The organism is Streptomyces sp. NPDC048258, assembly GCF_043201995.1.
Lineage (GTDB): Bacteria > Actinomycetota > Actinomycetes > Streptomycetales > Streptomycetaceae > Streptomyces.
This window is the reverse complement of record NZ_JBICZH010000024.1, coordinates 1-25,477: the sequence shown is the minus strand read 5'-3', so window position 1 is coordinate 25,477 and position 25,477 is coordinate 1. Positions and strand designations below refer to the sequence as shown.

The window sequence follows — 25,477 nt, the reverse complement described above, 5'->3', positions numbered from 1 at the left end:
CGGCGGTGGAGTGGGAGAGTGGGGGTATGTGCGGTCGTTACGCTTCTTCCCGGGCCCCGGGGGACCTCGCGGGTCTCTTCGACGCCGAGCACGATCCCGGCGCCGCGGTGCTGGGGCCGTCATGGAACGTGGCCCCGACCGATGACGTGTGGGCGGTCCTGGAGCGTGCCGACCGCGACACCGGGGAGGTGCTGCGCCGGCTGCGGCCGGTGCGGTGGGGCCTGGTGCCGTCGTGGGCGAAGGACCCGGCGGTGGGCTCGCGCATGATCAACGCACGGGTCGAGACCGTGCACGAGAAGCCGGCCTACCGGCGCGCGTTCACCCGTCGGCGGTGCCTGCTCCCCGCCGACGGCTTCTACGAATGGGTCGCCGTGCCCGCGACCGGCTCGGCGAAGGCGTACAAGCAGCCGTACTTCATCCGGCCCGAGGACGCGGGGGTGATGGCGATGGCCGGGCTGTACGAGTTCTGGCGCGACCCGGCCGTCAAGGACGGCGACGACCCGTCGGCCTGGCTGACCACGGCCACGATCATCACCACCGAAGCCACCGATCTGGCCGGCCGCGTCCACCCCCGCATGCCGCTGGCCCTCGACCCCGGCGACTACGACACCTGGCTCGACCCCGCCCACGAGGACACCGCCGACCTGCGCGCCCTGCTCCACACCCCGGCCGGCGGCCGCCTCGCGGTGACGGCGGTCTCGACGGCGGTCAACAGCGTCCGCAACAACGGCCCCCACCTCCTCGAGCCGACGACCCCGTAGCCGCGGATCGTGCGGGGACGCCGTCAGACCGGCGGGAAGGACGGGGCGACCCCGAGGGCCGGCGCGATGGCCCGCCAGATCGTCGACCGGGCCGTGGCCAGGTCGAACCCGGGGGTCCTCCAGCATCAGGCGGATGCCGAAGCCGTCGCACAGGGCGAGCACGAGCGTGCTGAGCGCCGAGACGTCGCAGTCGGTGAACTCGCCGGACGCGATGCCCCGTTCCACGACCCCGCCGACCCACGCGTGCAGCTGGTCGTACAGATCGACGGCGAGGTGCCGCGCCGTGCCGTCGCGCAGCGCGCGCACCCACAACTCCTGCCAGAGCTTCCAGTCCTGGCGGAGCTCCGCGTCCGTGGGCAGCATGCTGCGCACGATGCGGGCCAGGACGACCGCGGCCGGGTGGCCGGCCACATGGAAGGCGCCGTCCGCACCGGACGCGACGCCGCCGAGGAGGCGCTGCGCCGTGGCTGACACCCTGCGCAACCACATCGGGGGAGCGGACCGCCCCGCCGCCTCGGGCGCGACGATGGCCCTGACCGACCCCTGCACCGGCGGGGTGCACGGGCACGCCCCGCGCTCCGGTCCGGCCGACACGGACGCCGCCTGCGCCGCGGCGGCAGCGGCGTACGCGCGCTGGTCCACCACCACCCCGGCCGCCCGGCAGCGCGCCCTGCTCGGCATCGCCGATGCCATCGAGGCGCACGCGGACGCCTTCACGGCCGCCGAAACCGGGGACACCGGCAAGCCGTCGGACCGGTTCAGGGACGAGGAGCCGCCCGCGATCGTCGACACCGTGCGCTACTTCGCCGGAGCCGCGCGGAACCTGCCGGGAGCCGCCGCGGCCGAGTACACCGAGGGCCGCACCTCCCTGCTCCGCCGCGAACCGGTCGGCGTCTGCGCCCACATCACCCCCTGGAACTACCCGCTGATGATGGCCGCGTGGAAGATCGCACCGGCCATCGCCGCCGGGAACACCACCGTGCCGAAGCCCGCCGACACCTCTCCCTCCTCCGCCGTGCTGCTGGCCCGGATCGCGGCCGGACACCTGCCGCCGGGGGTGCTCAACGTCGTCTGCGGCGACCGCGACACCGGCCGGGCCCTCACCGCACACCCGGAGGTCGCCCTGATCGCCGTCACCGGCAGCGTCCGAGCCGGCCGGGAGATCGCGGCGGCCGGGAGATCGCGGCGGCCGCCGCGGCCGACCTCAAACGGGTGCACCTGGAACTCGGCGGCAACGCCCCGGTCATCGTCCACGACGACGTGGACATCGAGGCCACCGCCGCAGCCCTCGCCGCGGTCGCCTACTACAACGCCGGCCAGGACTGCACCGCGCCCACCCGGCTCCTGGTCCACCGCCGGATCCACGACGCGTTCCTCGCGGCCTTCGCCACCGAGGCCGGCAAGCTCCGCACCGGCCCCCCGGTCGAGTCCGGCGCCGACTTCGGCCCCCTCAACAACGCGGCCCAACTCGCCTCGGTGCGGGCCCTGCTGGACCGCCTGCCGGCCCACGCCGAGATCGTCACCGGCGGCAGCCGGCTCCCGCGCCCCGGTTTCTTCCAGGAGCCCACCGTGGTCGCCGGTGTCCGCCAGGACGACGAGATCGTGCAGGAGGAGATCTTCGGCCCGGTGGTGACCTTCCAGCCCTTCGCCGACGAGGCCGAGGCCCTGTACCTCGCCGACGCCGTCCGTTTCGGCCTGGCCGCGAGCGTGTGGACCACCGACAACGCCCCGGGTCGGGCTTTGTATCGGGCGGGTATCAAGGAGCGCTTGGTTGTCCATCGAACCAGTGCGCCGGGCGCGATGTGGTTGCCGCGCCCGATGTCTGCCATATCGTTCCTTTCGGGTCCCCTCCGCACGTGGGTGCACACGGGACCCGTGTCTCACCACCGTCCGAACAGGAGTGATCCGCCCGTGTCCTCGTCCGCCCCGGCTCCGGCCTCTGCGCGGCCTGTGCGCGTGCTGCTCGTGGAGGACGACGACCTGATGCGCCGGTCCTTCACCGTCGCCCTCGAACGCTACGGCTACCGGATGAAGGCCGCGGCCGACGGACTGACGGGGCTGGAGCTCTTCCGCGAGGAAAGCTTCGACCTGCTGATCCTGGACGTGATGCTGCCCGGCCTCGACGGGATCGGCCTGTGCCGCAGGGTCCGGGAGTCCAGCCTGGTGCCGATCCTGATGATGTCCGCTCGCGGCGACGGCCTCGACGTCGTGGCCGGTCTGGAGGCCGGCGCGGACGACTACGTGGTCAAACCCGTGGACACCTACGTACTCGTGGCACGCATCCGTTCCCTGCTGCGGCGGGCGACCTACGCCCCCGCCCCAGGCCCCGGGCAGGCCACAGGCGGCGGGCCGTCACCGTCCGAGGGCGAGCGGCTGGTCTTCGGGGACCTGACCATCGACACCGGCGGCCTGGAGGTGTCCGTCTCCGGAAACCCGGTCGCGCTGACCCCGACCGAACTGAAGCTGCTGCTGGAGTTCGCCGCCCACCCGGGCATCGTGCTGGAGCGGCACACCCTGCTGAGGGACGTGTGGGAGTACGGCTGGGACGGCGACAGCCGGGTCGTGGACCTGTGTGTGCAGCGGCTGCGCGGCAAGCTGGGCAGGGATCGGATCGAGACGGTCCGCGGCTTCGGCTACAAGCTCAGGCGCTGAGACCGGTGCGCCCGTTCAACCGACCGCGGTCGGCCCCCGTGCCCCTGCGCTGGAAGATCGCCGCGCTGGCCGCGTCCACGGCGTGCCTGGTCGCAGCGGCGGTGGGCGTGCTGGTGCACGTGTGGACCGCGCAGGACATCCGGAGCCGCGCCGAAGCACGCGCCTTCAACAGTCTGTACTCGGCCATGGACGTCTACCGGCGCACCGGAACCCTCGCGGACGGTGCCGAGCTCGATCCGGCCGGGCTGCCCGCCACACTGCGGCACCCGGCGGACGGCGCCAGGCACACGGCGTACGACGGACGCGTCGACGGGAACGTGGGCCCGAGCGTCTGGGCCGCCCAGCGGGTCGACCGCCCGGGCGGCCGGGTGCTGGCCGTTCAGGTCAACATGAGCTCGGACCTCCACGGGCTGCGCCGACTCGACGTGATCATGGCTGTGGCCTCGCTGATCGCACTCGCGGCGGCCACGCCCCTGGCGGTCTACGGAGCCGGGCTGCTCGGCCGCCGGCTGGGGCGCGTCTCCGAGACCGCGGGCCGGATCTCCGCCGGGGACCTGGATGCCCGGACCGGGCCCACCAAGGGCCGCGACGAGGTGGCCGACATCGCCGCCACCGTCGACCTCATGGCGGACAGTCTCAGCCGACGGCTGCGCACCGAGCGCCAGTTCACCGCGGACGTGGCCCACGAGCTGCGCACCCCCGTCGGCGGGCTGCTGGCCGCCGTCGACCTGCTGCCGCCCGGTGAGACGGAGGACCTGCTCCGGGCCCGGGTACGTGATCTGCGGAGCCTGGTCGAGGACCTGCTGGAGATCTCCCGGCTGGACGCCGGCGCCGAACAGCCGGTCCGCGCCCATGTCCCGCTCCACGCGGTCGTCTCCGAGGCCGTGGCGCGCACCGGCCTCGACACCGAGGTCACCGTGACCGTCACCGACGCGGCGCACCAAGAGCCCGCCGAGGCCGCGCGGACCGTGGAGACCGACCCGCGCCGCCTCGAACGGATCGTCAGCAACCTCGTCGTCAACGCCCACCGGCACGGGGACACCCCGGTACGGGTCACCGTCGAGGGCCGTACCGTCGTCGTGCGCGACCATGGCCCCGGCTTCCCCCCGGACCTGCTGCGCGACGGCCCGCGCCGCTTCCACACGGGCGCGAAGGAGCGCGGCTCGGGCCACGGCCTGGGCCTGACCATCGCCCTGGGCCAGGCCCGGGTCCTCGGTGCCGAGCTGCGCCTGGACAACGCCCCGGACGGCGGCGCCGTCGCCACCCTGCGGCTGCCGTCCTGACCGCCCGGCGGCCCCCTACGGAACCGCTACGAAGCCGAGCGGACGCCGATACACGGCGGCTGAGGTCCTGATACGTCTCCCGGACACCTTTGGTGTGCACCCTTCCGCATCCGAAGACCGCACCGAAGAGGAATCCCCGTGACCGCCGATCCCCGTCACCAGCCCGACGTGCTCATGCCGTACCCGACGACCGGGACCGCGGCCGCCACCACCGACCTGTCGAAGGTCTACGGCAGCGGCGACACCCGCGTCGTCGCCCTGGACCGTGTCAGCATCTCCTTCCGGGAGGGCGAGTTCACCGCGATCATGGGCCCCTCCGGCTGCGGGAAATCCACCCTGATGCACTGCGCCGCCGGGCTCGACTCGTTCACCTCCGGAACCGTCCGCGTCGGCACCACCGACCTGGGCACGCTCGACGACCGGCAACTCACCGCGCTGCGCCGCGACCGGATCGGCTTCATCTTCCAGGCGTTCAACCTGCTGCCGACGCTGACCGCCCTGGAGAACATCACGCTGCCGCTGACCATCGCCGGTCGCCGGCCCGATCGGCAGTGGCTGGACCGCGTGGTCTCCATGGTCGGCCTCTCCCAGCGCCTCGGTCACCGTCCCGGACAGCTGTCCGGCGGGCAGCAGCAGCGCGTCGCGGTGGCCCGCGCCCTGGTCTCCCGCCCCGCGATCATCTTCGGCGACGAGCCCACCGGCAACCTCGACTCCCGCGCCGGGTCCGAGGTCCTGGGCTTCCTGCGCGACTCCGTGCGCGAGCTGGGCCAGACCGTGGTCATGGTCACCCACGACCCCGTCGCCGCCGGCTACGCCGACCGCGTGGTCTTCCTCGCCGACGGCCGCCTGGTCGACGAGATGACACATCCCACCCCGGACCGGGTGCTGGACCGGATGAAGGCCTTCGACACCCGCTCACGCACGAGCTGACCCGCCCTCACGCCAGCCCCGAACCAGCCGCCCGCTCGCCTGCGTCGAGCCAGCCTCCCAGGATTCCGCACCCATGTTCCGTACCGCCCTGCGCAATGTGCTCGCGCACAAGGCCCGCTTGCTGATGACCGCGTTCGCGGTGATGCTCGGGGTCACCTTCGTCACCGGCAGCCTCGCCTACGGCGACAGCCTGAAGCAGGCGGCCGTCGACCGGGCGACCGCCGGCTACGACCGCATCTCCCTCAACATCGCACCCGATACCGCCCCTGACGGCCCGTCGCCCACCCTCGACGACCGCACACGGACCACCCTGGCCGGGCTCCCCGGCGTCACCGCCGCCGCGGGCCGCGTCAGCGGCTTCGCAGCCGTCGCCGACCGCGAGGGCCGGCTGCTCGGCAACGGCCGGTTCCGCCAGGGCGGCAACTACGCCCCGAACGCGAAGGGAACGGACCCCGCCTACCGGTTCACCCAGGGGTCCGGCCCCACCGGCGACCGGACGATCGCCCTCGACGAGGCCAGCGCCGCCAAGGCCGGCTACCACATCGGTGACACCGTGCGCGTCGGTACGAACACGGGAGCCGACTCCTACGAGCTCACCGGCGTCTTCCGCACCGACGGGTCCAAGCTCTCCCCCGGGGGCAGCCTGACGCTGTTCAGCGGCCCTGTCGCCCAGCGGCTGTTCCTCCAGCCCGGCCAGTACACGCGCATCGAGGTCACGGCCGATCCCGGCACCGACGTGACGCAGCTCGCCGGGCGCGTCGAAGCGGTGCTGCCCGAGGACACCAGCGCGATCACCGGGGTCCAGCTCGCCCGGCTCCAGGCGAACCTCGCCTCCAGCGACAGCGACACCATGAGCCAGATCATGCTGGGCTTCGCCGCGGTCGCCCTGTTCGTGGCCACCTTCCTCATCTCCAACACCTTCACCATGCTGGTCTCCCGGCGCACCCGGGAGCTGGCCCTGATGCGGGCCGTCGGCGCCTCGCGTCAGCAGGTGCGCCGCATCCTGCTCACCGAGTCCGTCCTCGTCGGACTGATCGCCTCCGTGGCCGGCACCGTGGCCGGCGCCGGCGTCGCCTCCCTGCTCCAGACCCTCTTCGCCTCCACCGACTCCCCGCCGGCCCCGCTGGTCCTCACGCCGGCCACCGTGATCATCGCGATGCTGGTCGGCACCGCCCTGCCCGTTGTGGCCGCATGGCTTCCGATCCGCCGGGCCATGGCCATCCCGCCCGTCGCCGCGCTGAGCGCGGCCGAGCCCCCGGTGCCCGCGAGCGCCGGCTCCCTGCGCAGCCGCCTCAGCGCCGCGCTGTTCCTCGTCGGCATCGCCACCGTGACGTACGGGGCCATCACCACGGGGAAGGACGCCCGGACCGTCATCGGCCTCGGCGCGGGCCTCGCCCTGGTCGGGGCGATCTGCCTCATCCCGCTGCTGTCCCGGCCGTTCGTCGCTCTGGTCCGGCCGCTGCTGATCCGCCTGAACCCGGTGCACGGCGACCTCGCCGCCCGCAACACCGTGCGCGACCCGCGCCGCACCGGCGCCACCGCCGCCGCGCTCGCCATCGCCCTCACCCTCGCCTCGGGCCTGTCCGTCCTCGGCGCCTCCGCCTCCCGGTACCTGGAACGCGCGACCACCCACGCCCTCACCGCCGACTACCTGGTGAAGCCCCCCTCGGGCGGCCAGCGGATGACCCCCGCCACCGCCGAACTCCTCAAGAAGCTGCCGGGCGCCGCCTACAGCCCGCTCGACCAGTCCACCCAGTACGAGCTGGGCGGCACCACCTCCGTGCTGACCGGCGTCGATCCCGCCACCATCGGCGAACTCCTGCGGTACGACGTGATCGAGGGCTCGCTCGACAGCCTTGCCGAGGGCCGGATCGCCGTGGCCGACTTCAAGGCGAGGTCGGCCGGCTGGAAGGTCGGTCAGAGCCTGCCCCTGAAGCGGCAGGACAAGCAGGGCAGCGTCACCATCGGCGCCATCTACACGGCGGACGAGCAGAGCGAGCTGATGCCCAGCATCACCGCGCCCGCCTCCCTCGTCTCCCGCTACGACTCCGCCCCGGCCACCCACGCGATCCTCGTCTCCACGAAGGGCGGACCCAGCCGGGCCGCGCTCGCGGACGTCACCCGCGCCCTCGGCGACAACCCCGCCCTGGCCGTCCTCGACAAGGAGACCATCGCAGCCGAGGACACCAGCGGCATCGGCGACCAACTCAACGTCTTCTACGCCCTGCTGAGCATGGCCCTGGCGATCGCCGCACTCGGGATCGCCAACACCCTCGCGATGTCCGTCCTCGAACGCCGCAAGGAGATCGGCACTCTGCGCGCCCTGGGCCTGGACCGCGCCGGAGTGACCCGGATGATCCGCATCGAGGCCCTGCTCGTCGGCGCACTCGGCGCGACCGTCGGCACGGTCCTGGGCGTCTTCCTGGGCTGGGCACTCGGACGCACCCTCCAGGAGAGCGTCGCCGGCTACACGCTGGTCCTTCCCTGGGGCCGTCTCGCTCTCGGCGTGCTCATCGCCCTGACAGGCGCGCTGCTCGCCTCGCTCTGGCCGGCCCGCAGGGCCGCCCGTGTCGACATTCCCGCTGCGACGACGGCGTAGGGGCCGCCCTCGGACGTGAACGGGTGCTCAGCCCGGGGCGCTGTCAGTGGCGGCTGGGAGGATCGCCGGATGACGACATCTTCTGCTGCCATCAGCGCCTACTGGGACGCCGCGGCCCCCGACTTCGACGACGAACCGGACCACGGCCTGCGGGCTGTGGAAACCCGCGCCGCATGGGCCGGTCTCCTGACCGCCTGGCTCCCGTCCGGCCCGGCGGACGTGCTGGACGTGGGCTGCGGCACCGGCTCGCTCTCCGAGCTGGTCGCCGCAGCCGGGCACCGGGTCACCGGCGTGGACCTGGCTCCGCGGATGGTCGAGCGGGCGCGGGCCAAACTGGCCGGCGCCGGCCTTCCGGGCCGCTTCCTGGTCGGCGACGCCGCCCAGCCGCCGACCGGCGAGGAGCGGTTCGACGTCCTGCTCTCCCGCCACCTGGTGTGGACCCTGCCCGACCCGCGGGCCGCATTGAACGAGTGGGTCAGCCGCATCCGCCCCGGCGGACTTCTCGTCCTGATCGAGGGCCGCTGGCGCGAGGCCGGACAGAGCGGCGTGCCGTACGTGGCCGGCGCCGAAACCCTGCCCTGGCACGGGGGCATCGCCGCCGACGACCTCGCCGCCGCCGTGCGCCCGCTCGTCAGCGACCTGCGCGTCGAACCCCTCAGCGGCGATGCCACCCTGTGGGGCGGCCCGGTGACCGACGAACGCTACGCGCTGATCGCCCGGATCTGATCGGAGAAGGTTCGCCAACCCGTCCGCCGTCAGGCGTCCGCGCGCAGGAGATCGGCGCACTTCTCACCGATCATCATCGTCGTGATGCACGGATTGACGGTGACGAGATCCGGCATGACCGATCCGTCCGCGACCCGCAGCCCGTCGACCCCCTTGACCCGCAGGCGGGCGTCGAGCGGCGCCATGGGGTCGCCGTCGGCCCCCATCTTCACCGTGCAGGACGGGTGGTAGACGGTGTTGTGTGTCTTGCGGACGTAGTCGAGCAGCTCGTCGGCGGTGCGGACGTCGGGGCCCGGGGCGAGCTCGGCACCCGCCCACCCGGCGAGCGCCGGCTGCGCGGCGATCCGGCGGGCCAGCTCGATGCCGCTCGTCATCACCCGCACGTCGTGCTCGTGCGTGAAGTAGCGGGGGTCGACCCTGGGCTTGTCGCGGTAGTCGCGTGTCCGCAGCCGCACCGTGCCGCGCGACCTGGCACGCGTCACGTTCGGCGTCAGACAGAAGGCGTTCTCGGACGTCGGATAGCCGTGCCGGGCGGTGTTCATGTCGAAGGGCACCGAGCCGTAGTGGAACATCAGGTCCGGCCGGTCCAGACCCGGCTCGGTGTCGTAGAAGATGCCCGCCTCCCACCACTGGCTCGACCTGGTGGTCATCGGCTGTTTCGCCTCCCACATGATGACGCCCTCGGGGTGGTCCTGGAGGTTCTCGCCGACGCCCGCGGAGTCCACGAGCACCTCCACGCCCACCTCCCGCAGATGCTCCGCCGGGCCGATGCCCGACAGCATCAGCAGCTTCGGTGTGTCGATCGAGCCGCAGGAGACGACGACCTCGCGGCGGGCGCGGACCGTACGGGTGTGGACGAGGTCCGGGTCCAGGTACTCGGCGCCGACACAGCGCAGCCCCTCGAACGACAGCTTCTTCGCCCGCACCCCGGTGCGTACCTCCAGGTTGGGGCGCTTGCCCAGCACGGGGTGGAGGTAGGCCACCGAGGAGGACTGCCGGATGTTGTTCTCGTCGGCGTTGAGCTGGAACCAGTTGGCGCCCCGCACCACCGTCGAGCCGGTGTTGAACGGGGTCGTCGGTATGCCCGCCTGCGCGCACGCCTCCAGGAGGGCGGCGCCACACGGGTCCTCGCCCTTGAGGGTGCGCAGCTTCACCGGTCCCGTCCGGCCGTGGTGGTCCCCGGGAGCGTCGTTGTTCTCCAGCCTGCGGTAGAGGGGGAACAGGTCCGCCGCGCTCCAGCCCGTACAGCCGGCCGCCGCCCAGTCGTCCAGGTCCTCGGCGGGCGCCCAGAAGGCGATGCAGGAGTTGTGCGAGGAGCAGCCACCGAGCACCTTGGCCCGCGCGTGCCGCATGAAACTGTTGCCGCCGACCTGTGGCTCGACCGGGTAGTCCCAGTCGTAGCCGGACTCCAGCAGACCCATCCACCGTTCCAGCTTCAGGACGTTGTCGTCGCCGACGTCGCTCGGGCCCGCCTCCAGGACGCACACCGTGACGGACGGGTCCTCGCTCAGCCGCGCCGCGACGACATTGCCCGCGGTGCCGCCGCCGACCACGACGTAGTCGAATTCATTCATGAGGGGGTGGCCTCCTTCAGAGCAACGGGCGGCTCGGGGTGGGCCACGGCGGCGTGTTCGGCGAGGACACCCGTACGATGCCGCTGGACGAACCAGTAGTAGGCGAAGCCGCCCAGGGCGATCGCGCCGACGAACAGCACCGCGCCCCATCGCAGATACCAGTGGTACGGCTCTGCGGCGTTGTACACGGCGGACCGCGGCCAGATGAGGTTGAGGGTCATCGCCGCCCCCCACACCACGGCGACGATGTTGACGGGCAGCCCCCAGCGGCCGAGCGAGAACCTGCCCTCCGCGGGCTGCCACCGGCCGCGCAGCCGCGCCACCAGCATCGGCCCGGTGACCAGGAGATAGGCGACATAGACCATCACGATGCCGATGCTGGTGACCACGGTGAAGATCTGTGGCTGGCGGATGTTGACCAGCAGGATCGCGAGGGCGAGCACCCCGATGATCACGGTCGGCAGGATCGGGGTGCCGAACCGCGGGCTGACCTTCGCGAGCCGGGAGGACGCGGGCAGATTGTTGTCCCGGGCCATGGCGAAGGCGAGCCGCACGGCCGCCGTGTGCACGGCGAGCGCGCAGACGGTGACGGCGATCAGCACGCACCACAGCATCGCCTTGCCGGCCGTCGGGCCGAGCACGTCGAGGACGACGTACTGCAGCCCGTCGGTGGACAGCTTCTCGCCGCGCAGACTGGACACGCTCATCAGCGCGAGGATCAGGACGAGGCCGCCCAGGACGAACGAGGCGACGATTGCCCGGATGATGGCGCGCGGCGCGTTGCGTGAGGGGTCGAGGGACTCCTCGCCGAGCGAGGCCGCGGTGTCGAAGCCGTACATCACATAGGCCGAGGCGAGCGAGGCGATCAGGAACGCCCCGAGATAGCCGAAGGGCTGGCCCGATCCGGTGCCGGCCGTCTCGGTGACGACCTGCGGGCCGCGTACGACGTTCACCGCGAGCAGCACGATCAGGACGACGGTCGCGATGAGTTCGAGGAAGACACCCGCGGTGTTGATCCGCGCCATCAGCTTCACACCGAAGGCGCTCACGACCGTGGTGAAGAGGATCAGGCCGGAGGCGAGGACCACGGCGTTGGTCGCCACGTCGTACGTCCCCGTCCCGTCCCCGACGAACTGGAAGACGGAGGAGATCTGAGGAAGCGTCAGTTGGTAGGCGAGGGCCACGGCGGCGATGGAGACGACCGAGGCGATGAGCATCATCCAGCCCGCGAGCCAGCCGACGTGCCCGTTCCCCACCTTCTTCGCCCAGTTGTAGATGGAGCCGGCCACGGGATAGCGGGCAGCCAGTTCGGCGAAGCAGAGCGCGACCATGAACTGGCCGGCGAAGACCATCGGCCAGGACCACCAATAGGCGGGACCACCGCTGGCATATCCGAAGTAGAAGAGCTGGAAGGTGCCCGTGAGGATCGAGATGTACGAGATGCCGGCCGCGAAGGTGTGGAAGGTGCCGAGCGTCCGCTTGAGTTCGGGACGGTAACCGAACTCGGCGAGCTCCGCGTCGTCGCCGGGCGGGGAGGGTGGAGCAGTTGCCATGGGTCAACTCCTGGACCGTTGAGGTTGTTTCGGGCTGCATCAGGCGATGTGTCAGGCGAACCAGCCCTGCGGCTCCGGTGCGGTGTTGCGCCAGATGTGCTTCGTCTCGCGGTACTCCGCGAGACCGGCCGGACCGAGTTCCCGCCCCGTGCCGGACTGTTTGAACCCTCCCCACTCCGCCTGCGGCAGATAGGGGTGGTAGTCGTTGATCCATACGGTGCCCAGACGCAGCCGTCCCGCGATGCGCCGCGCCCTGCCCTCGTCGCCCGTCCACACCGCGCCCGCGAGACCGTAGACCGTGTCGTTCGCGAGCCGCACGGCCCCGTCCTCGTCGCCGTCGCGGAACCGCTCCACCGTCAGGACCGGGCCGAAGGACTCCTCCCGTACCACCGACATCCCCGCGTGACACGCGTCGAGGACGGTCGGCAGGTAGTAGAAGCCCTGGTCGTACGCGGGCCCTTCGGGCCGGGTGCCACCGCAGCGCAGTACCGCGCCCTCGGTGACGCCCCGCGTGACGTACGCCTCGACCTTGGCGCGATGGGCGGCCGAGATCAGCGGCCCGGTCTGCGCCCGCTCGTCGAAGGGACCGCCCAGGCGGATCTCCCGGGCCCGGCGCACGATCTCGTCGACGAAGCGGTCGTGCAGCGAGTCCTCGACGAGCAGCCGCGCCCCCGCGGAACAGACCTGCCCCGAATGCAGGAACACCGCCGTCAGCGCCATGTCCACCGCCGTCTCGAAATCGGCGTCCGCGAAGACGATGTTGGGGTTCTTGCCGCCCAGTTCGAGCGCCACCTTCTTCACCGTCCCGGCGGCCGCCGCCATCAGCCGCCGGCCGGTCCGCAGACCGCCCGTGAAGGAGAGCAGGTCGACGTCGGGGTGGTCGGCGAGCGGCGCACCCGCCTCGGGGCCCGCGCCGAGCACGAGGTTGGCGACACCGTCGGGCAGCCCCACCTCGGCGAGCAGACGCATCAGGCGGATCGCGGTGTGCGGGGTGAGTTCGCTCGGCTTCAGGACGAAGGTGTTGCCCGCGGCGAGGGCCGGCGCGACCTTCCACGCCGTTTGGAGCAGCGGATAGTTCCACGGTGTGATCAGCCCGCAGACCCCGACCGGCTCGTGCACCACCCGGCTGTCGGCGCTCGCCGTGCCCGTGTCGATCACCCGGCCCGTCTCGGCGGGGGCGAGCCGCCCGAAGTACCGGAAGCAGTTCACGACGTCGTCGATGTCGTACGCGCTCTCCACCAGCCGCTTGCCGGTGTCGAGGGACTCGGCGCGGGCCAGCGCGTCCTTGTCGCGGGCGATCAGCCCGGCGACGCGCAGCAGCAGGTCGCCGCGCTCGGCGGCGGAGGTGTGCGGCCACGGGCCCTCGTCGAACGCCCGGCGGGCCGCGGCGATCGCGTCGGAGGTGTCCTTGCCGCCCGCCTCGTCGACCTCCGCGACGAGGGTGCCGTCGGCGGGGCAGCGGATCTCCCGGGTGCACCCGTCGCGGGCGGCCGTCCACGCGCCGCCGATGAACAGATCAGGCACCGGTGCCTCCGAGCTTCTCGTTCAGCCAGGCGTGGAAGATCCCGATGTGGTGCTCGGACGGCACCAGCACACCGCCGGCGCGATAGGCGCGGGAGGACATCGCGGGCTGGGTGCGCTCGCAGGCGTCGAAGTCCTGGACGTTGACCCGGTGGAACAGCTCGACGGACTTCGACACGTCCGCGCCCGACGCGACGACCTCCGGCGCGTACAGCCAGTCGCACTCGACGACCGTGCGGTCCTCGGCCAGCGGGAACATCCGGTGCAGGATCACGTGGTCGGGAACGAGGTTGATGAACACGGTCGGCTTGACCGTGATGGCGTAGTAGCGGCGGTCCTGCTCCTCGGCCACCTCGGGCAGTCTGGCGAACCCCTCGCTGCCGTCGACGGTGAAGCCCTTGACCTCCTCGGCGAACTCCGCGCCGTGCCCCACGTAGTACTGCGCCGCGTAGCCGTCCGCGAACTCCGGCAGCACATCCGTGAGTTCGGGATGGATCGTCGCGCAGTGGTAGCACTCCATGAAGTTCTCGACAATCAGCTTCCAGTTCGCGTTCACGTCGTACGTGATCCGCCGGCCGAGCGCCAGACGCTCCGTGCCGTACCGCTCGATGGACGCCACGTCGCCCAGCCGCTCCACGGCCGCGCCGATCACGGTCTCCTCGAAGGACGGCGGCTCGTCGGCCAGGCACACCCAGGCGTAGCCCAGCCATTCGCGCAAGCGCACCGTCACCAGGCCGTAGGCGGTGCGGTCGATGTCGGGCATCGTCACCAGGTGGGGGGCGGCCATCAGCTTGCCGTCGAGGTCGTAGGTCCAGGCGTGGTACGGGCATTGCAGTGCGCGCCGCACCTCGCCGGACTCCTCGGTGCACAGCCGGGCGCCGCGGTGCCGGCAGATGTTGAGGAAGGCGCGCAGCTCGCCGGCCCGGTTCCGGGTCACGATCACGCTCTCGCGGCCGACCTGCACGGTACGGAACGCACCGGGCTTGTCGAGGTCGGAGCCGCGCACGGCGCAGAACCACATCGATTCGAAGAGCCGCTCCTGCTCCTGCCGGAAGACCTCCGGGTCGGTGTAGAAGTGGCCGGGGAGCGTGGCGATCAGGCTGGGCGGCAGGTCGGTTGCCGTCAAGGCGGACTCCTCAGGCGGAAGGCGCGGGCGCGGTCGCCGGCGCCGTCGAGGGCGGCGCGGTCATCGCGGACAGCCGGCGCGGGTCGAAGAGCTCGATGGGGTGCTCGGTGGAGCCGTTCAGCGCCAGGTCGGCGACGATCTCGCCGACGACCGGCACGAACTTGAAACCGTGGCCGGAGAACCCGCAGGCCACGGTCACCGAGTCGGGGTGCTCCGGATGGCGCGCGATCACGAAGTGCTCGTCGGGGGTGTTGGTGTACATACAGGTGGCGGCCTTCAGGAAACGGCCGGGCAGCGACGGGATGTGCCGGGAGACCTGCCCCGCCATCGCGGCCACCTCGTCCTCGCGCACGACCCGGTCGATGGTCTCCGGCGTGCACACGGTGCCCCGGCGGAAGAACGCCACCTTCGCGCCGAGGCCGGGACCGTCGATCGAGGGGAAGCCGTAGAACTGGACGTCGTCCGCGTCCTCCCAGATGTAGATCGGATGGCTCTCCGGGAGGAACGGGCCGGTGCCGCCGTCGGGCTGGAACCAGTACATGACCTGCCGCTCGATGGTGAACGGCACGCCCAGGTCGGTGAGCAGCCGCGGCGCCCACGCACCCGGGCAGATCACCAGCCGGTCCGCGGTGTAGGTGTCCTCGGCGGTGTGGACCCGTACCCCGTCGCGGTACGGCTCCCAGCGCAGCATCGGCTCCTCGAAGTGCAGCTGCGCGCCCGACCGCGTGGCGAGCTGGAGGTGGGCCGCGACCGTGTTCTCCGGGCGGACGAGCCCGGCCCGCGCCTCGTACAGCGCCACCTCGTCCTCGGCGGGGGTGAGGGTGGGGAAGCGGCGGCGGATCTCCTTCGCGTCGAGCATCTCGTGCGGCAGGTCCCACTGCCGGGCCGAGAGCAGCGAACCGGACACCGTACGGGAATCGGGGCGGCCGACCATGACACCGCCGCACAGCGTGGCGATGTCCCGGCCGGTGTCGCGCTCCAGGGCCTCGTACAGCTCGTAGGAGCGCAGCAGCAGCGGCACGTACGCGGGGTCCTCGAAGTACGACTGCCGCGTGATGCGCGAACCGCCGTGGCTGGACCCGCGGTTGTGGACCGGGCCGAACTTCTCCAGGCCGAGCACGCGCGCGCCGCGCGCGGACAGATGGTGGGCGGCGGCACTGCCCATTCCGCCCAGGCCGACGACGATCACGTCATAGGTGGGTGACACAGCGGGGTCCTCCTCGGACGCTCCCTAGCGGCGGATGCGGCTCATGTAGGGGTCGAACAGCGGCTCGTCGGCGGCGGTCGCCGGGACCTTCTCACCGAAGTACTCGATGTGCACCGGGGTGCCGGCGGTGAGCGGGGGCAGCCACGCGTAGGCGACACAGCGGCCCAGTGAGTAGCCGTAGGAGGCGCTGGTCACGTACCCCGCCGGCAGACCGCCGACATACACCGGTTCCTTGCCGAGGACGACGGCCGCCGGGTCGTCGAGCAGCAGTGCGGTGAGCTTGCGCCGGGGCTCGCCCGCCTTCTCCAGAGCGGCCCGTCCGACGAAGTCGCCCTTGTCCATCCGTACGGCGAAACCGAGCCCGGCCTCGTACGGGGTGTGCTCGTCGGTCATGTCCTGGCCCCAGGAGCGGTAGCCCTTCTCCAGGCGCAGGCTGTTGAAGGCGGAGCGGCCGGCGGCGATCACACCGTGCTCGCGCCCGGCCTCCCAGAGCGTGTCCCAGAGCCGCAGCCCGAGGTCGGCGCTGGTGTACAGCTCCCAGCCGAGCTCGCCGACGTAGCTCAGCCGCATCGCCGTCACCGGCACATGGCCGAGGTACGTCTGTCGGGCGCGGAAGTAGCCGAAGCCCTGGTGCGAGAAGTCGTCCCGGGTCAGCGGCTGCACCAGCGCGCGGGCGAGCGGGCCCCACACCCCGATGCAGCAGGTGCCGGACGTGATGTCACGTATCCGCACGTCGTCGGGGGCGCGGCGCAGCAGCCAGTCCTCGTCGGCGCGGCTGTTGGCGCCGATCTGGAAGCGGTCGGCGGCCAGGCGGGCCACGGTGAGGTCCGAGCGGATGCCACCGGTCTCGTCGAGCAGCAGGGTGTAGGTCACCGCGCCGGGCTTCTTGGCGAGGTTGTTGGTCGTCACGCGCTGGAGGAAGGCCAGCGCGCCGGGGCCGGTGACCTCCAGCCTGCGCAGCGGGGTCATGTCGTACAGGGCGACCTTCTCGCGGGTCGCCCGTGCCTCGGCGGCGGCGATCGGCGACCAGTAGCGGGCCGACCAGGCGTCCCGCTCGGGCAGGTCGATGCCTTCGGCGAGCGGGGCGTTCGCCTCGTACCAGTGCGGTCGCTCCCAGCCGCCGCCCTCCAGGAAGTGCGCCCCGAGCTCCTGCTGGCGGGGGTGGAAGGGGCTCACCCGCAGGGGTCGCGGCTGCTCCATGGGCTGCAGCGGGTGCAGGACGTCGTAGACCTCGACGAACTGCTGGGCGCCACGGTCGGCCACGTACGCGGGGGAGCGCTGGGCGTCCTCGAAGCGGGTGAGGTCGCACTCGTGGACGTCGATCCGTGGCCGGCCCTCGACCATCCACTCCGCGACGGCCCTGGCCACGCCTGCCGAGTGGGTGACCCAGACGGCCTCGGCGAGCCAGAATCCGCGCAGGGCACGGGTCTCGCCGAGCAGGGGCATCCCGTCCGGGGTGAAGGAGAAGACACCGTTGAATCCCTCCTCGACCTCGCTCCCGGCGAGTGCGGGCAGCAGCTCTCGGCAGTCCTCCCAGCTCGGCGCGAAGTCCTCCGGGGTGAAGGGGTAGGAGGACGGCATGACCGGCGCCTCGTCGTGGGCCGGGACGGTGAACGGGTCGACGGGCAGCGGCCGGTGGGCGTAACTGCCGATGCCGATCCTGTCGGTGTGCTCCCGGACGTACAGGTCGCGGTCCTGGAACCGCAGGATCGGTCGGGACGCCTCGGTGCGCGGGTCGTTGACGCCCGCGAGCTCCGGCAGGGGCCGGGTCTTCGCGTACTGGTGGGCGAGCGGCAGCAGAGGCACGTCGACGCCCGCCATCCGGCCGACGACCGGACCCCAGAAGCCGGCCGCCGACACGACGTGGTCGGCGGGGAAGACACCCCGGTCGGTGACGACACCCGTCACCCGGCCGTCCTCCTTCTCGATGCCGGTGACGGTGTGCCGCTCCAGGAAGCGGGCGCCGCGGCCCTCGGCTCGCTCCCTCTGGGCCCGGCAGGCGGGGACGGCGCGGGCGAGGCCGTCGTCCGGAGTGAAGAAACCGCCGAGGACCTTGCCCGTGTCGAGCAGCGGCCACAGCTCCTTGCACCGTTCGGCGGAGACCAGCTCGCCGCGGATGCCCCAGGACGCGGCGTAACCGGCCCTGCGGTGGAGGTCGGCCAGACGCTCCTCGGTGGTGGCCAGTTCCAGGCCGCCCACCGGGTTGAAGCAGGGCAGGCCGTCGGCTTCGAGTGCGCTGAACTTCTCGACGGTGTACGCGGCGAACGCGCTGAGCGTCTTGGACGGGTTGGTCTGGAAGACGAGCCCCGGGGCATGGGAGGTGGAACCGCCGGGGGCGGGGAGCGGGCCCTGCTCGAGGACCGTGACGTCGGTCCAGCCGCGGGCGGTCAGCTCGTCGGCGAGCGAGCAGCCGACGATGCCGGCGCCGATGACCACGACACGGGGACCGGGTGCGGGCGCGTGCGGCACGATGGGCTCCTCGGCTGTTGCGGAGTGCACGATCTGTTGCGCGATGGGGAACATAGTGAGAACGGCGGCAACCCGCCGTCAAGGGGCCGGTGTTGACGGCTGGCAAATCCGGATGGGCCCACCGGCCCGCCCTCGGCACGAGCTCCACGCGCGTCCTCCCCGCATACGACGACGCGGGGCCGGGTCACCCCGGCCCCGCGTCGCGTGGGGCCCAGCTCGGAGGAATGGCTCAGAAGCTGTAACCCATCCGTCGTGACAGCTCGTCGGCCGCGACCACCGTCCGCGCGGCGAGCTCCGGCAGCCGGTCCCGTTCGAGGCGGTAGGCCGGGCCCGAGACGCTGAGCGCGCCGAGCACCCTGCCGTCGTGCGCGCGCACCGGCGCGGCGACGGCGTTCAGGCCCAGCTCCAGCTCCTCCGCGACGATCGCGAAGCCCTGCGCGTACGCCGCGTCCAGCTCGGCCCGCAGCATGCCGGCGCTGGTCACCGTGTGCTCCGTGAACCGGGGCAGCGCCCGGGCGAGGAGCCCTTCGCGCAGCGTCGCCGGCAGATGAGCCAGGAGCACCTTGCCGCTGGAGGTGGCGTGCAGGGGCGTGCGCCGGCCCAGCCAGTTCTGCGCGGTGACCGAGGCGGGGCCGCGCGCCTGCATGATGTTGACGGCGGCATCGTCGTCCAGGACCGCGATGTTCACGGTCTCGCCCAGCTCGTCGGCGAGTTCCCGGCACACCGGGGCGCCCTCCTGGGAGATGTCCAGGCGTACGGCCGCCGCCCCCGCCAGACGCAGGATGCCCGCGCCGAGGAAGTACTTGCCGCGGTCCTGGGCCTGCGAGACCAGGCCCCGGTTCTCCAGTACCCCGAGCAGCCGGAAAGCCGTGGACTTGTGCACGTCCAGCTCGTCGGCGATGTCGGTGACGCCGGCCTCGCCGCGCCGGGCGAGGATCTCCAGCACGCTCACGGCGCGGTCCACGGACTGGATCGCCCCTGCCGCTCCCTTGGGGGCTCGGGCCTGTGCTTCCTCGTTCTGTTCAGCCACTGCCTGGTCGCCGGTCATAGCTCAACTCTCACCATTTACGGTCCGTTGGGCACACGCTTGGGACACATCCCCGGGAAGCCCTTGACGCGGTGGGCACCCCGACCGGATTCTGTTGCGGATCGCGATCCATCATGCGCCATACGCAACCGCATGCTACCGAAGAGTCCAGCCGAAGAGTCCTGGACCGAGGGGGGCCCGTGATTCCCGTCTGCCGCCTTGAAGACCTTCCAGCGGGCGAAGCCGTCCGTATCGACACCACACCGCCCATCGCGGTGTTCAACGCCGACGGCGAGCTGTACGCCATCGACGACACCTGCAGCCATCAGGACGCCTCGCTCTCCGAGGGATGGCTCGAAGGCTGTCAGGTCGAATGCCCGCTCCACGCCGCCTCGTTCGACCTCCGCACCGGGCAGCCGACCCGTCCGCCCGCCCGTCGTCCCGTCCGCACGCACGAAGTCGTCGTCGCGGACGGCGTCATCCACGTCCGCCCGGCCGCACAGGAGGACACCGCCGCCTGACTCCGACCCCGACCCCGGTGTCCGGGGCCCACGGAGCGCCCCGTTCGCGAAGGCGTCACCGAGACGGTTTCGCGAACGGGAGCCGCGGGCCCCGGACGTGACGGACTGCCTACTCGACGAAGTACGAGTCGTGCTTGACGAAGAACTCGGTGCGCTCTTCGTCGGTCGCGTCGGCCAGCTGCGACAGGCCTTCGAAGTACTCTTCGCGCGGCGCCCCCGGAGCGAACAGCATCAGCATCTCCGCCGGGGCGTCCGAATCGTTGCGGAAGGCGTGCAAGCCGCCCTGCGGTACGAAGAGGAAGTCGCCCTTCGTCGCATCGATCCAGTCGGCGCCGTTGAACAGCCGCACCGTCCCGTCGAGGATGAAGAACGACTCCGAGATGGTCTTGTGGAAGTGCGTCTTCGGGCCGCCGGCCCCGGCGCTCATCTCCACGCGGTAGAGACCGAACTCCCCGTTCGTCGACGCTTTCGTAGCGAGATAGTGCGTGGCGTCGCCCTTCGGCGACGACAGCTCGGCCGGCGTGCCCACGGGCCTGAACACCGCGCTGACCCCACCCTTGTCCCCGGAATAGCGGGCCTCCGGATACGACATGTCGGTCCCCTCCTGTGTCTCTCCCGCACATGCGTGCGCAACCGTCACAACCTGCCGACCCGGTGTCTTTGTTCCTGAGAGAGCCGCGAGCCGGACAGCGGGTCCGAACGGACCGCCCCGGCGCACGCGGGCGCTGACCTGTGCTGGTCCGATGTCTCCCCACGCCCCCAACTCGCATGCCATGATTCTGAGTTATGACCGAGGGGGAAGGTTTGCCGAATACGGCTGTCCGCATACGCCTGGGGCAGGGTGCGAGCGCGAGCGATGTCGGAGCCCTGAAGGCGTGGCTCGAACGGGAACACAGGCTGGAGGCGCTCAGGAGCAGCGGCGACCTGGAGATCAGGGAGCGGGCCGGGGCCGAAGAGCACGCCGGCAGCCCGATGGGAGCCGGGCTGGAGATCCTGCTGGTCCTGGTCGGCGTCGTCGGCCCCACGCTCTTCGACGACGTGTACGAGCAGGCGAAGAGCGGGGTACGGGCGTGGCGGGAGAACCGCCGCTCCGTGGAGCGGGGCGAACCCCCGGAGGTCGAGGTCGTGCCGGACGGCGACGCGAGGTAGCCCGGTGACGCGCTTCGACCCGCGCGGAAGGGTGAACCGGGCGCTGCTCGTCGGCGTGCCCGCGTACGAGTTCACGCAGCCGGGCCACCCCTTCGGAGTGCCCGGCGACCTTGAGGCGGTGGAGCACAATCTCATCGGCCTCGCGGCCGCGCTGCGCGAGGGCGGGGTGTTCGGCGAGGAGGAGATCGGCGTCTTCCGGCCGCGCAACGTGGACGAGTTCGACCGTCGCCTGGACGACGCCGTCGACGAGGCCGAGGGCCTGCTCCTGCTCTACTTCTCCGGGCACGGCGCCGTGCCCAGCACCGGCGACGAACTGTGGCTCCTGATGCGCGCGGCGACGATCGTGGCGGGTACGGAGTCGGTGTTCCGGGGTGCCGTTCCCTGGAAGAGCGTCCTGACCGTGCTGACCCGCACCAGGGCGGAGCACGTGGTCGTCGTGCTCGACTGCTGCTACGCGGGTAACGCCTCGGCGGCTTGGGACGCGCTCGACACCTCCCAGCGGCACCGGATCTCGCTGCTGATGAGCGTGCAGGCCAACAACCGGATCGACGCCGGGGACGACGCCACCCCGACACCCTTCACCGCGGAGCTGATACGCCTCCTGCGCGTCGACGAGCACGGCGCTCCCGTGGCTCGCGTGGGGTTCAGGGAGCTGGCGGAGCGGCTGTGGGCGTACATGTCCGTGCACCACACGACGCTGCGCGAGCCCGCCGAGCCGTGGGAGCCGCAGAGCCGCCCGGCCGGTTCGGGCACGGACGACGTGTTGCTCGCGGTGCGCCCCGTGGACGGCGCGGGCGCGCCGGGTGCGCCGGGCGCGGGCCGGCCGGGGGGCGAGGCGGTTCCCGGCGTCGGCGGCCCGCAGCTCCCCGACGGGGAGGCCGGGACGACAAAGACAGCCGGGACGACAAAGACAGCCGAGACAGCCGTGCCCCCGCGGGACCGCCGGCCGCTGTGGCCATTTCCCGGAAGACGCGGCCCGCGCCCGGCCGGCGATCCGAGCCGGACCGGCCGTCGACGGCCGAGAGGCAGGACCCGCGCGGCCGCGGTCACCGCCGCGGTGCTCACCGTGCTCGCGGGTCTCGTCCCCGCCGGGTACCTCCTCGACGGGTACCTCCGCGGCGGGGTGCCCTGCAAGCCTCCGCTCGAACTCCGGCTGCTCACCGACCCCGACATCGAGTCCACCGTCCGCAAGGCGACGGAGGTGTACCTGGTGTCGGACGCGAACCGGGCCGGTGACGGCTGCCGGCGCAGTGGCATCACCGTGTACAGCGCGGGCGCCGCGGATGTCGTCGCCGCTTTCCACGACCAGTCCGACCCCTGGCAGCGGCCCACGGCGGAGGCGATCAATCCGCAGCGCGACATCGGTCCCCAGCCGGACATCTGGATTCCCGCGACCTCGGCGAGCGCCGCCCGCGCCCGCGCGCCCCAGGAGCAGCGCAGTTACGCGGAACTGCTCGTCGACCCGGCCCCGTTCGCCTACTCGCCCCTCGTGCTCGCCGTGCCGCAGGAGCTCGTGGCCGAGGGGCTCGCCGACCGGACCGGCGGGCTCACGACGTTGATGGACGCGCTGCGCACGCGCCACCCGAAGGCGGAAGTACGGCGTCCGGACCCGGAGCACACGGACTCGGGCCTGGTGGCGACCATCGGCCTGCACGGTGGGGGAGGCGCCGGAGGTGCGGGAGGGACGAACGCGGCCGCCGCCGAAGGCCGCGTCGCGCAGCCCGGACCGCCTTCGCCCACCAGCGGGAACCTGCTGTGCGTCCTGCCCGACGACGACTCCGTGGACGACCGCACCGCGGCCCTGGTGCCGGAGTTCCTGATGAAGTCCGGAGTGGACTGCGACAGCACGACGCGGGCCCGGCGGATGGCCGTCTACCCCGACGACACGCCGGGCCTGGACCCGACGTTCGTTCAGGTGCGCTGGCGGGAGGCCGGCCGCGACAAGGACGCGCGGCAGGACGCGGTCGCGCGGTTCCGCGCCTGGCTGACCGGTACCGATCAGCCCACGGCGGGGGGTGGCAAGGGGAAGGCCGGGGAGGAGATCAGGGGCGGGCTCGTCGAATTCGGAAAGGACGGCTTCCGCAACGCCGCAGGGGAACACCGGCCCCTCGCCCCCGACCTCACCTTCAGTGACTTCGGCGCCCTCGGCGGCCCCGGCACCTTCGCCGCCCCGGCCCGCCAGGCCGCGATGGCCACCGCACTCAAGGAGTACCGGGAGGCCAACGGGCCCGGACGGGTGCTGTTCCTCCTCGACAGTTCCGGCTCGATGGGCGACCTGTGGGAGGGGCCCGGCGGCGCGCCCGGCATCGTCAAGCAGTCGCTCGGCGGTCTGGGGGACCAGGACGAGTACGGCGTCTGGGCCGTCGCGGCCGCGTCCGGCGCCCCGGTCGCGCACCAGGAGCTGCTGCCCTTCGGCCGGTACCGGCGCGAGGAAGCCGAGCGCGCCATCGACCAACGGGCCCAGGTCAAGGACGTGGAGGCGGATCCGTACCGCGCCCTGGTCGAGGCCCTGGACGACATGGCCCGGCGGGGCACCGACGACGACCGTCCACAGCTGATCGTCTACCTCACCGACGACGAGGACAACAACCGGCTGATCGAGGGCGGACGGTTGGACGCCTTGCGCGCGTACGCGCGGGAGAGGAAGGTTCCGGTGGTCATGGCATCCCTGGACAGCGGCGGCTGCGACAAGGGCAAGCCGGACGCCGTCATCTCCGAGGCGACCGGTGGGCGCTGCCTGGACACCAGGAGCGACCTGGTGGCCGGACTGCGGGACGAGGTCGCCCGAGCGGGAACGGGAGGCGGGGGATGAGGCGCGGCAGCAGACGGCGCGGTGCGTCGGGCCGGTGCCCCAGAGCTCTCGCCACGGTCCTCGTGGCGGCCCTCGCGCTGGGCGCGTGCAGCGGGAGCGGCGACGGCGGGTCCGAGGCCACGGGCAAGCCGGCCGACGCCGGCGCCGCGGAGGGCGACATCGTGGTGGCCAGCGGACGTGACGTCACCGGCAAGGGCGGCATCCGGCAGAAGCTGATCGAACAGTGGAACAGCCGGCAGGAGGAGAAGGGCTCCGGCCCCCGGGCCCGCCTGGTCGAGCTGCCGGGCTCGGCGGACCAGCAGCGCAGCCAGCTGCTCGGCGCGCTCCAGTCCGGCAGCGCGGAGTACGACGTGGTCAACCTCGACGTGACCTGGGTGCCCGAGTTCGCGGACGCGGGCCTGGTCCAGCCGCTCCCCGACGACATGGTGGACGCGGACGTCATTCCGTCCGTCGCAGCCACGGCCGGGTGGGACGGGAAGCTGTACGCCGTCCCCTTCAACAGCGATGTCGGGCTGCTCTTCTACCGCCGCGACTACCTGAAGAACGCGGGCGTCACGGACACGGAACTCGGCAAGAACACCGAGTGGTCCACGGTCCAGCAGCACGGCGTCACCGTGGGTGACGTCGGCCGGAGCGCGGCGGACGGCTACGAGAAGGGGTGGACCACCCAGCTCGCGCCGTACGAGGGCCTCACGGTCAACGGCATGGAGGCGTTCGCCTCCGCCGTCGACGGCCTCCGCCTCACCGATGGAGCCGGCCGGTACACCGGTTCCGTGCAGGACCTGACGGCGGGCCTGGACGAACTGCGCAACCGTACCCGGGCCCCCTATACCCTCGGGGATGCCGGCCGCTCCGACGAGGCCGAATCCCTCGGCGACTTCGCCGACGGCCGAACCGCCTTCCTGCGCCACTGGCCGTACGCCTACCGCACCCTCCACCAGTCCCTGACCGACCAGCAGTTGGGGGTCGCCCCGCTGCCCGGCCGTGCGGTCCTGGGCGGCCAGAACCTGGCCGTGACCACGGCATCGAAGCGCGGGGCGGCGGCCCAGGCCCTGATCAGGTTCCTCACCGGTCAGGAGAGCGAACGCTGCCTGCTTGACGCGGGGTTCGCGGCAACCAGACTCTCCGCGTACAACGTCGACAGCGTGACGTGCCGCGCGGCGAAGCCCCCCGGCCCGGCCACCCCGTCCACCGAGAGCGCCGACCGCATGCCGCGGGACGAGCACGGACGCCCGAGGTACGCGCGCGACACCCTGCTGCCCGCCCTGCAGAACGCCGTCCAGCGCCCCCGCACCCCTTTGTACGGTGCGTTCACCCAGACCTTCACCACCGAACTGCGCCGCCTCTACGCCGACAAACCGCCATCGAACGCGGAGCTCGCGAGGGACCTGCACACGAAGCTGAAGGGCGCGCTGCCCCACACCTGACGACGGCCCGCCCCTTGTCCTGGGGCCCTCGGCCGCCGGGCTCTACCCGGTCAGCGGCCCCAGCGCAGTGCGGCGGTCTGTACGGGTGCGTCCCACAGCCGCAGGAGTTCTTCGTCTGCCCGGCAGAGGGTGACCGAGCA

At 72.2% G+C, this 25,477-nt stretch carries 18 protein-coding genes and 3 pseudogenes; 12 read left to right on the top strand and 9 right to left on the bottom strand.

Annotated features, from left to right (window positions below; all coding sequences use genetic code 11):
* Positions 1–26: 26 nt before the first annotated feature.
* Positions 27–761, top strand: a complete 735-nt coding sequence (locus tag ACGFYQ_RS35650; protein ID WP_393750372.1) for an SOS response-associated peptidase — start codon at positions 27–29, stop codon at positions 759–761.
* 156 nt (positions 762–917) lie between these two features.
* On the opposite strand, the pseudogene ACGFYQ_RS35645 reads toward ACGFYQ_RS35650, so the two are convergent.
* A pseudogene (locus ACGFYQ_RS35645) lies at positions 918–1,124 on the bottom strand (TetR family transcriptional regulator C-terminal domain-containing protein); the annotation flags it as partial.
* Here ACGFYQ_RS35645 and ACGFYQ_RS35640 point away from each other — a divergent pair.
* From ACGFYQ_RS35640 to ACGFYQ_RS35610, 7 genes and pseudogenes are all read left to right on the top strand, one after another.
* Positions 1,123–1,881: pseudogene (locus ACGFYQ_RS35640) on the top strand (aldehyde dehydrogenase family protein); the annotation flags it as partial. The pseudogenes ACGFYQ_RS35645 and ACGFYQ_RS35640 sit on opposite strands and share 2 nt — an antisense overlap.
* Before the next feature lie 92 nt (positions 1,882–1,973).
* A pseudogene (locus tag ACGFYQ_RS35635) lies at positions 1,974–2,426 on the top strand (aldehyde dehydrogenase family protein); the annotation flags it as partial.
* Between the two features lie 285 nt (positions 2,427–2,711).
* Positions 2,712–3,413 (top strand): two-component system response regulator CseB, encoded by a 702-nt coding sequence (cseB, locus tag ACGFYQ_RS35630; RefSeq protein WP_393750540.1) that lies wholly within the window; start codon positions 2,712–2,714, stop codon positions 3,411–3,413.
* Positions 3,414–3,451: 38 nt separating this feature from the next.
* Positions 3,452–4,696 carry a sensor histidine kinase gene (locus ACGFYQ_RS35625; RefSeq protein WP_393750370.1) on the top strand — a complete coding sequence of 415 codons (1,245 nt, stop codon included), beginning with the start codon at positions 3,452–3,454 and terminating at the stop codon, positions 4,694–4,696.
* Between the two features lie 174 nt (positions 4,697–4,870).
* Positions 4,871–5,626: an ABC transporter ATP-binding protein gene (locus ACGFYQ_RS35620; RefSeq protein WP_393750538.1), complete on the top strand. Its 756-nt coding sequence runs from the start codon at positions 4,871–4,873 to the stop codon at positions 5,624–5,626.
* Positions 5,627–5,699: 73 nt separating this feature from the next.
* On the top strand, positions 5,700–8,225 hold the full coding sequence (locus tag ACGFYQ_RS35615; RefSeq protein ID WP_393750368.1) for an ABC transporter permease: 2,526 nt from the start codon (positions 5,700–5,702) through the stop codon (positions 8,223–8,225).
* Between the two features lie 69 nt (positions 8,226–8,294).
* Positions 8,295–8,951, top strand: a complete 657-nt coding sequence (locus ACGFYQ_RS35610) for a class I SAM-dependent methyltransferase (RefSeq protein ID WP_393750366.1) — start codon at positions 8,295–8,297, stop codon at positions 8,949–8,951.
* Between the two features lie 29 nt (positions 8,952–8,980).
* Here ACGFYQ_RS35610 and ACGFYQ_RS35605 read toward each other — a convergent pair whose 3' ends face one another.
* From ACGFYQ_RS35605 to ACGFYQ_RS35575, 7 genes are all read right to left on the bottom strand, one after another.
* On the bottom strand, positions 8,981–10,525 hold the full coding sequence (locus ACGFYQ_RS35605; RefSeq protein WP_393750364.1) for a GMC family oxidoreductase: 1,545 nt from the start codon (positions 10,523–10,525) through the stop codon (positions 8,981–8,983).
* Complete coding sequence (locus ACGFYQ_RS35600) at positions 10,522–12,078, bottom strand: APC family permease (protein WP_393750362.1); 1,557 nt, start codon at positions 12,076–12,078, stop codon at positions 10,522–10,524. Before ACGFYQ_RS35600 ends, ACGFYQ_RS35605 begins: the two co-directional genes overlap by 4 nt.
* Positions 12,079–12,129: 51 nt before the next feature.
* Positions 12,130–13,602, bottom strand: a complete 1,473-nt coding sequence (locus ACGFYQ_RS35595) for an aldehyde dehydrogenase family protein (protein WP_393750360.1) — start codon at positions 13,600–13,602, stop codon at positions 12,130–12,132.
* Positions 13,595–14,725 carry an aromatic ring-hydroxylating dioxygenase subunit alpha gene (locus ACGFYQ_RS35590; protein ID WP_393750358.1) on the bottom strand — a complete coding sequence of 377 codons (1,131 nt, stop codon included), beginning with the start codon at positions 14,723–14,725 and terminating at the stop codon, positions 13,595–13,597. Before ACGFYQ_RS35590 ends, ACGFYQ_RS35595 begins: the two co-directional genes overlap by 8 nt.
* 10 nt (positions 14,726–14,735) lie before the next feature.
* The gene (gene solA, locus ACGFYQ_RS35585) at positions 14,736–15,932 is read right to left on the bottom strand and encodes an N-methyl-L-tryptophan oxidase (RefSeq protein ID WP_393750356.1); all 1,197 of its coding nucleotides are present in this window, start codon (positions 15,930–15,932) and stop codon (positions 14,736–14,738) included.
* Positions 15,933–15,956: 24 nt separating this feature from the next.
* A complete protein-coding gene (locus ACGFYQ_RS35580) occupies positions 15,957–18,401 on the bottom strand; it encodes an FAD-dependent oxidoreductase (protein WP_393750353.1) in 2,445 nt (814 codons plus the stop codon).
* Between the two features lie 229 nt (positions 18,402–18,630).
* Complete coding sequence (locus ACGFYQ_RS35575) at positions 18,631–19,449, bottom strand: IclR family transcriptional regulator (RefSeq protein ID WP_393750351.1); 819 nt, start codon at positions 19,447–19,449, stop codon at positions 18,631–18,633.
* Between the two features lie 179 nt (positions 19,450–19,628).
* On the opposite strand from ACGFYQ_RS35575, the gene ACGFYQ_RS35570 reads away from it, so the two are divergent.
* Positions 19,629–19,949: a bifunctional 3-phenylpropionate/cinnamic acid dioxygenase ferredoxin subunit gene (locus ACGFYQ_RS35570; RefSeq protein ID WP_393750349.1), complete on the top strand. Its 321-nt coding sequence runs from the start codon at positions 19,629–19,631 to the stop codon at positions 19,947–19,949.
* A gap of 109 nt (positions 19,950–20,058) precedes the next feature.
* On the opposite strand, the gene ACGFYQ_RS35565 is transcribed toward ACGFYQ_RS35570, so the two are convergent.
* Complete coding sequence (locus ACGFYQ_RS35565; RefSeq protein ID WP_393750347.1) at positions 20,059–20,541, bottom strand: cupin domain-containing protein; 483 nt, start codon at positions 20,539–20,541, stop codon at positions 20,059–20,061.
* Positions 20,542–20,753: 212 nt separating this feature from the next.
* Between ACGFYQ_RS35565 and ACGFYQ_RS35560 the strand changes: the two genes are divergently transcribed.
* The 3 genes from ACGFYQ_RS35560 to ACGFYQ_RS35550 are packed head-to-tail and all read left to right on the top strand — an operon-like array spanning position 20,754 to position 25,337.
* On the top strand, positions 20,754–21,098 hold the full coding sequence (locus ACGFYQ_RS35560) for a hypothetical protein (RefSeq protein ID WP_393750346.1): 345 nt from the start codon (positions 20,754–20,756) through the stop codon (positions 21,096–21,098).
* Positions 21,099–21,102: 4 nt separating this feature from the next.
* The gene (locus ACGFYQ_RS35555) at positions 21,103–23,910 is read left to right on the top strand and encodes a VWA domain-containing protein (RefSeq protein WP_393750345.1); all 2,808 of its coding nucleotides are present in this window, start codon (positions 21,103–21,105) and stop codon (positions 23,908–23,910) included.
* A complete protein-coding gene (locus ACGFYQ_RS35550) occupies positions 23,907–25,337 on the top strand; it encodes an extracellular solute-binding protein (protein WP_393750344.1) in 1,431 nt (476 codons plus the stop codon). The genes ACGFYQ_RS35555 and ACGFYQ_RS35550 overlap by 4 nt, the downstream gene beginning before the upstream one ends.
* Positions 25,338–25,477 lie beyond the last annotated feature (140 nt).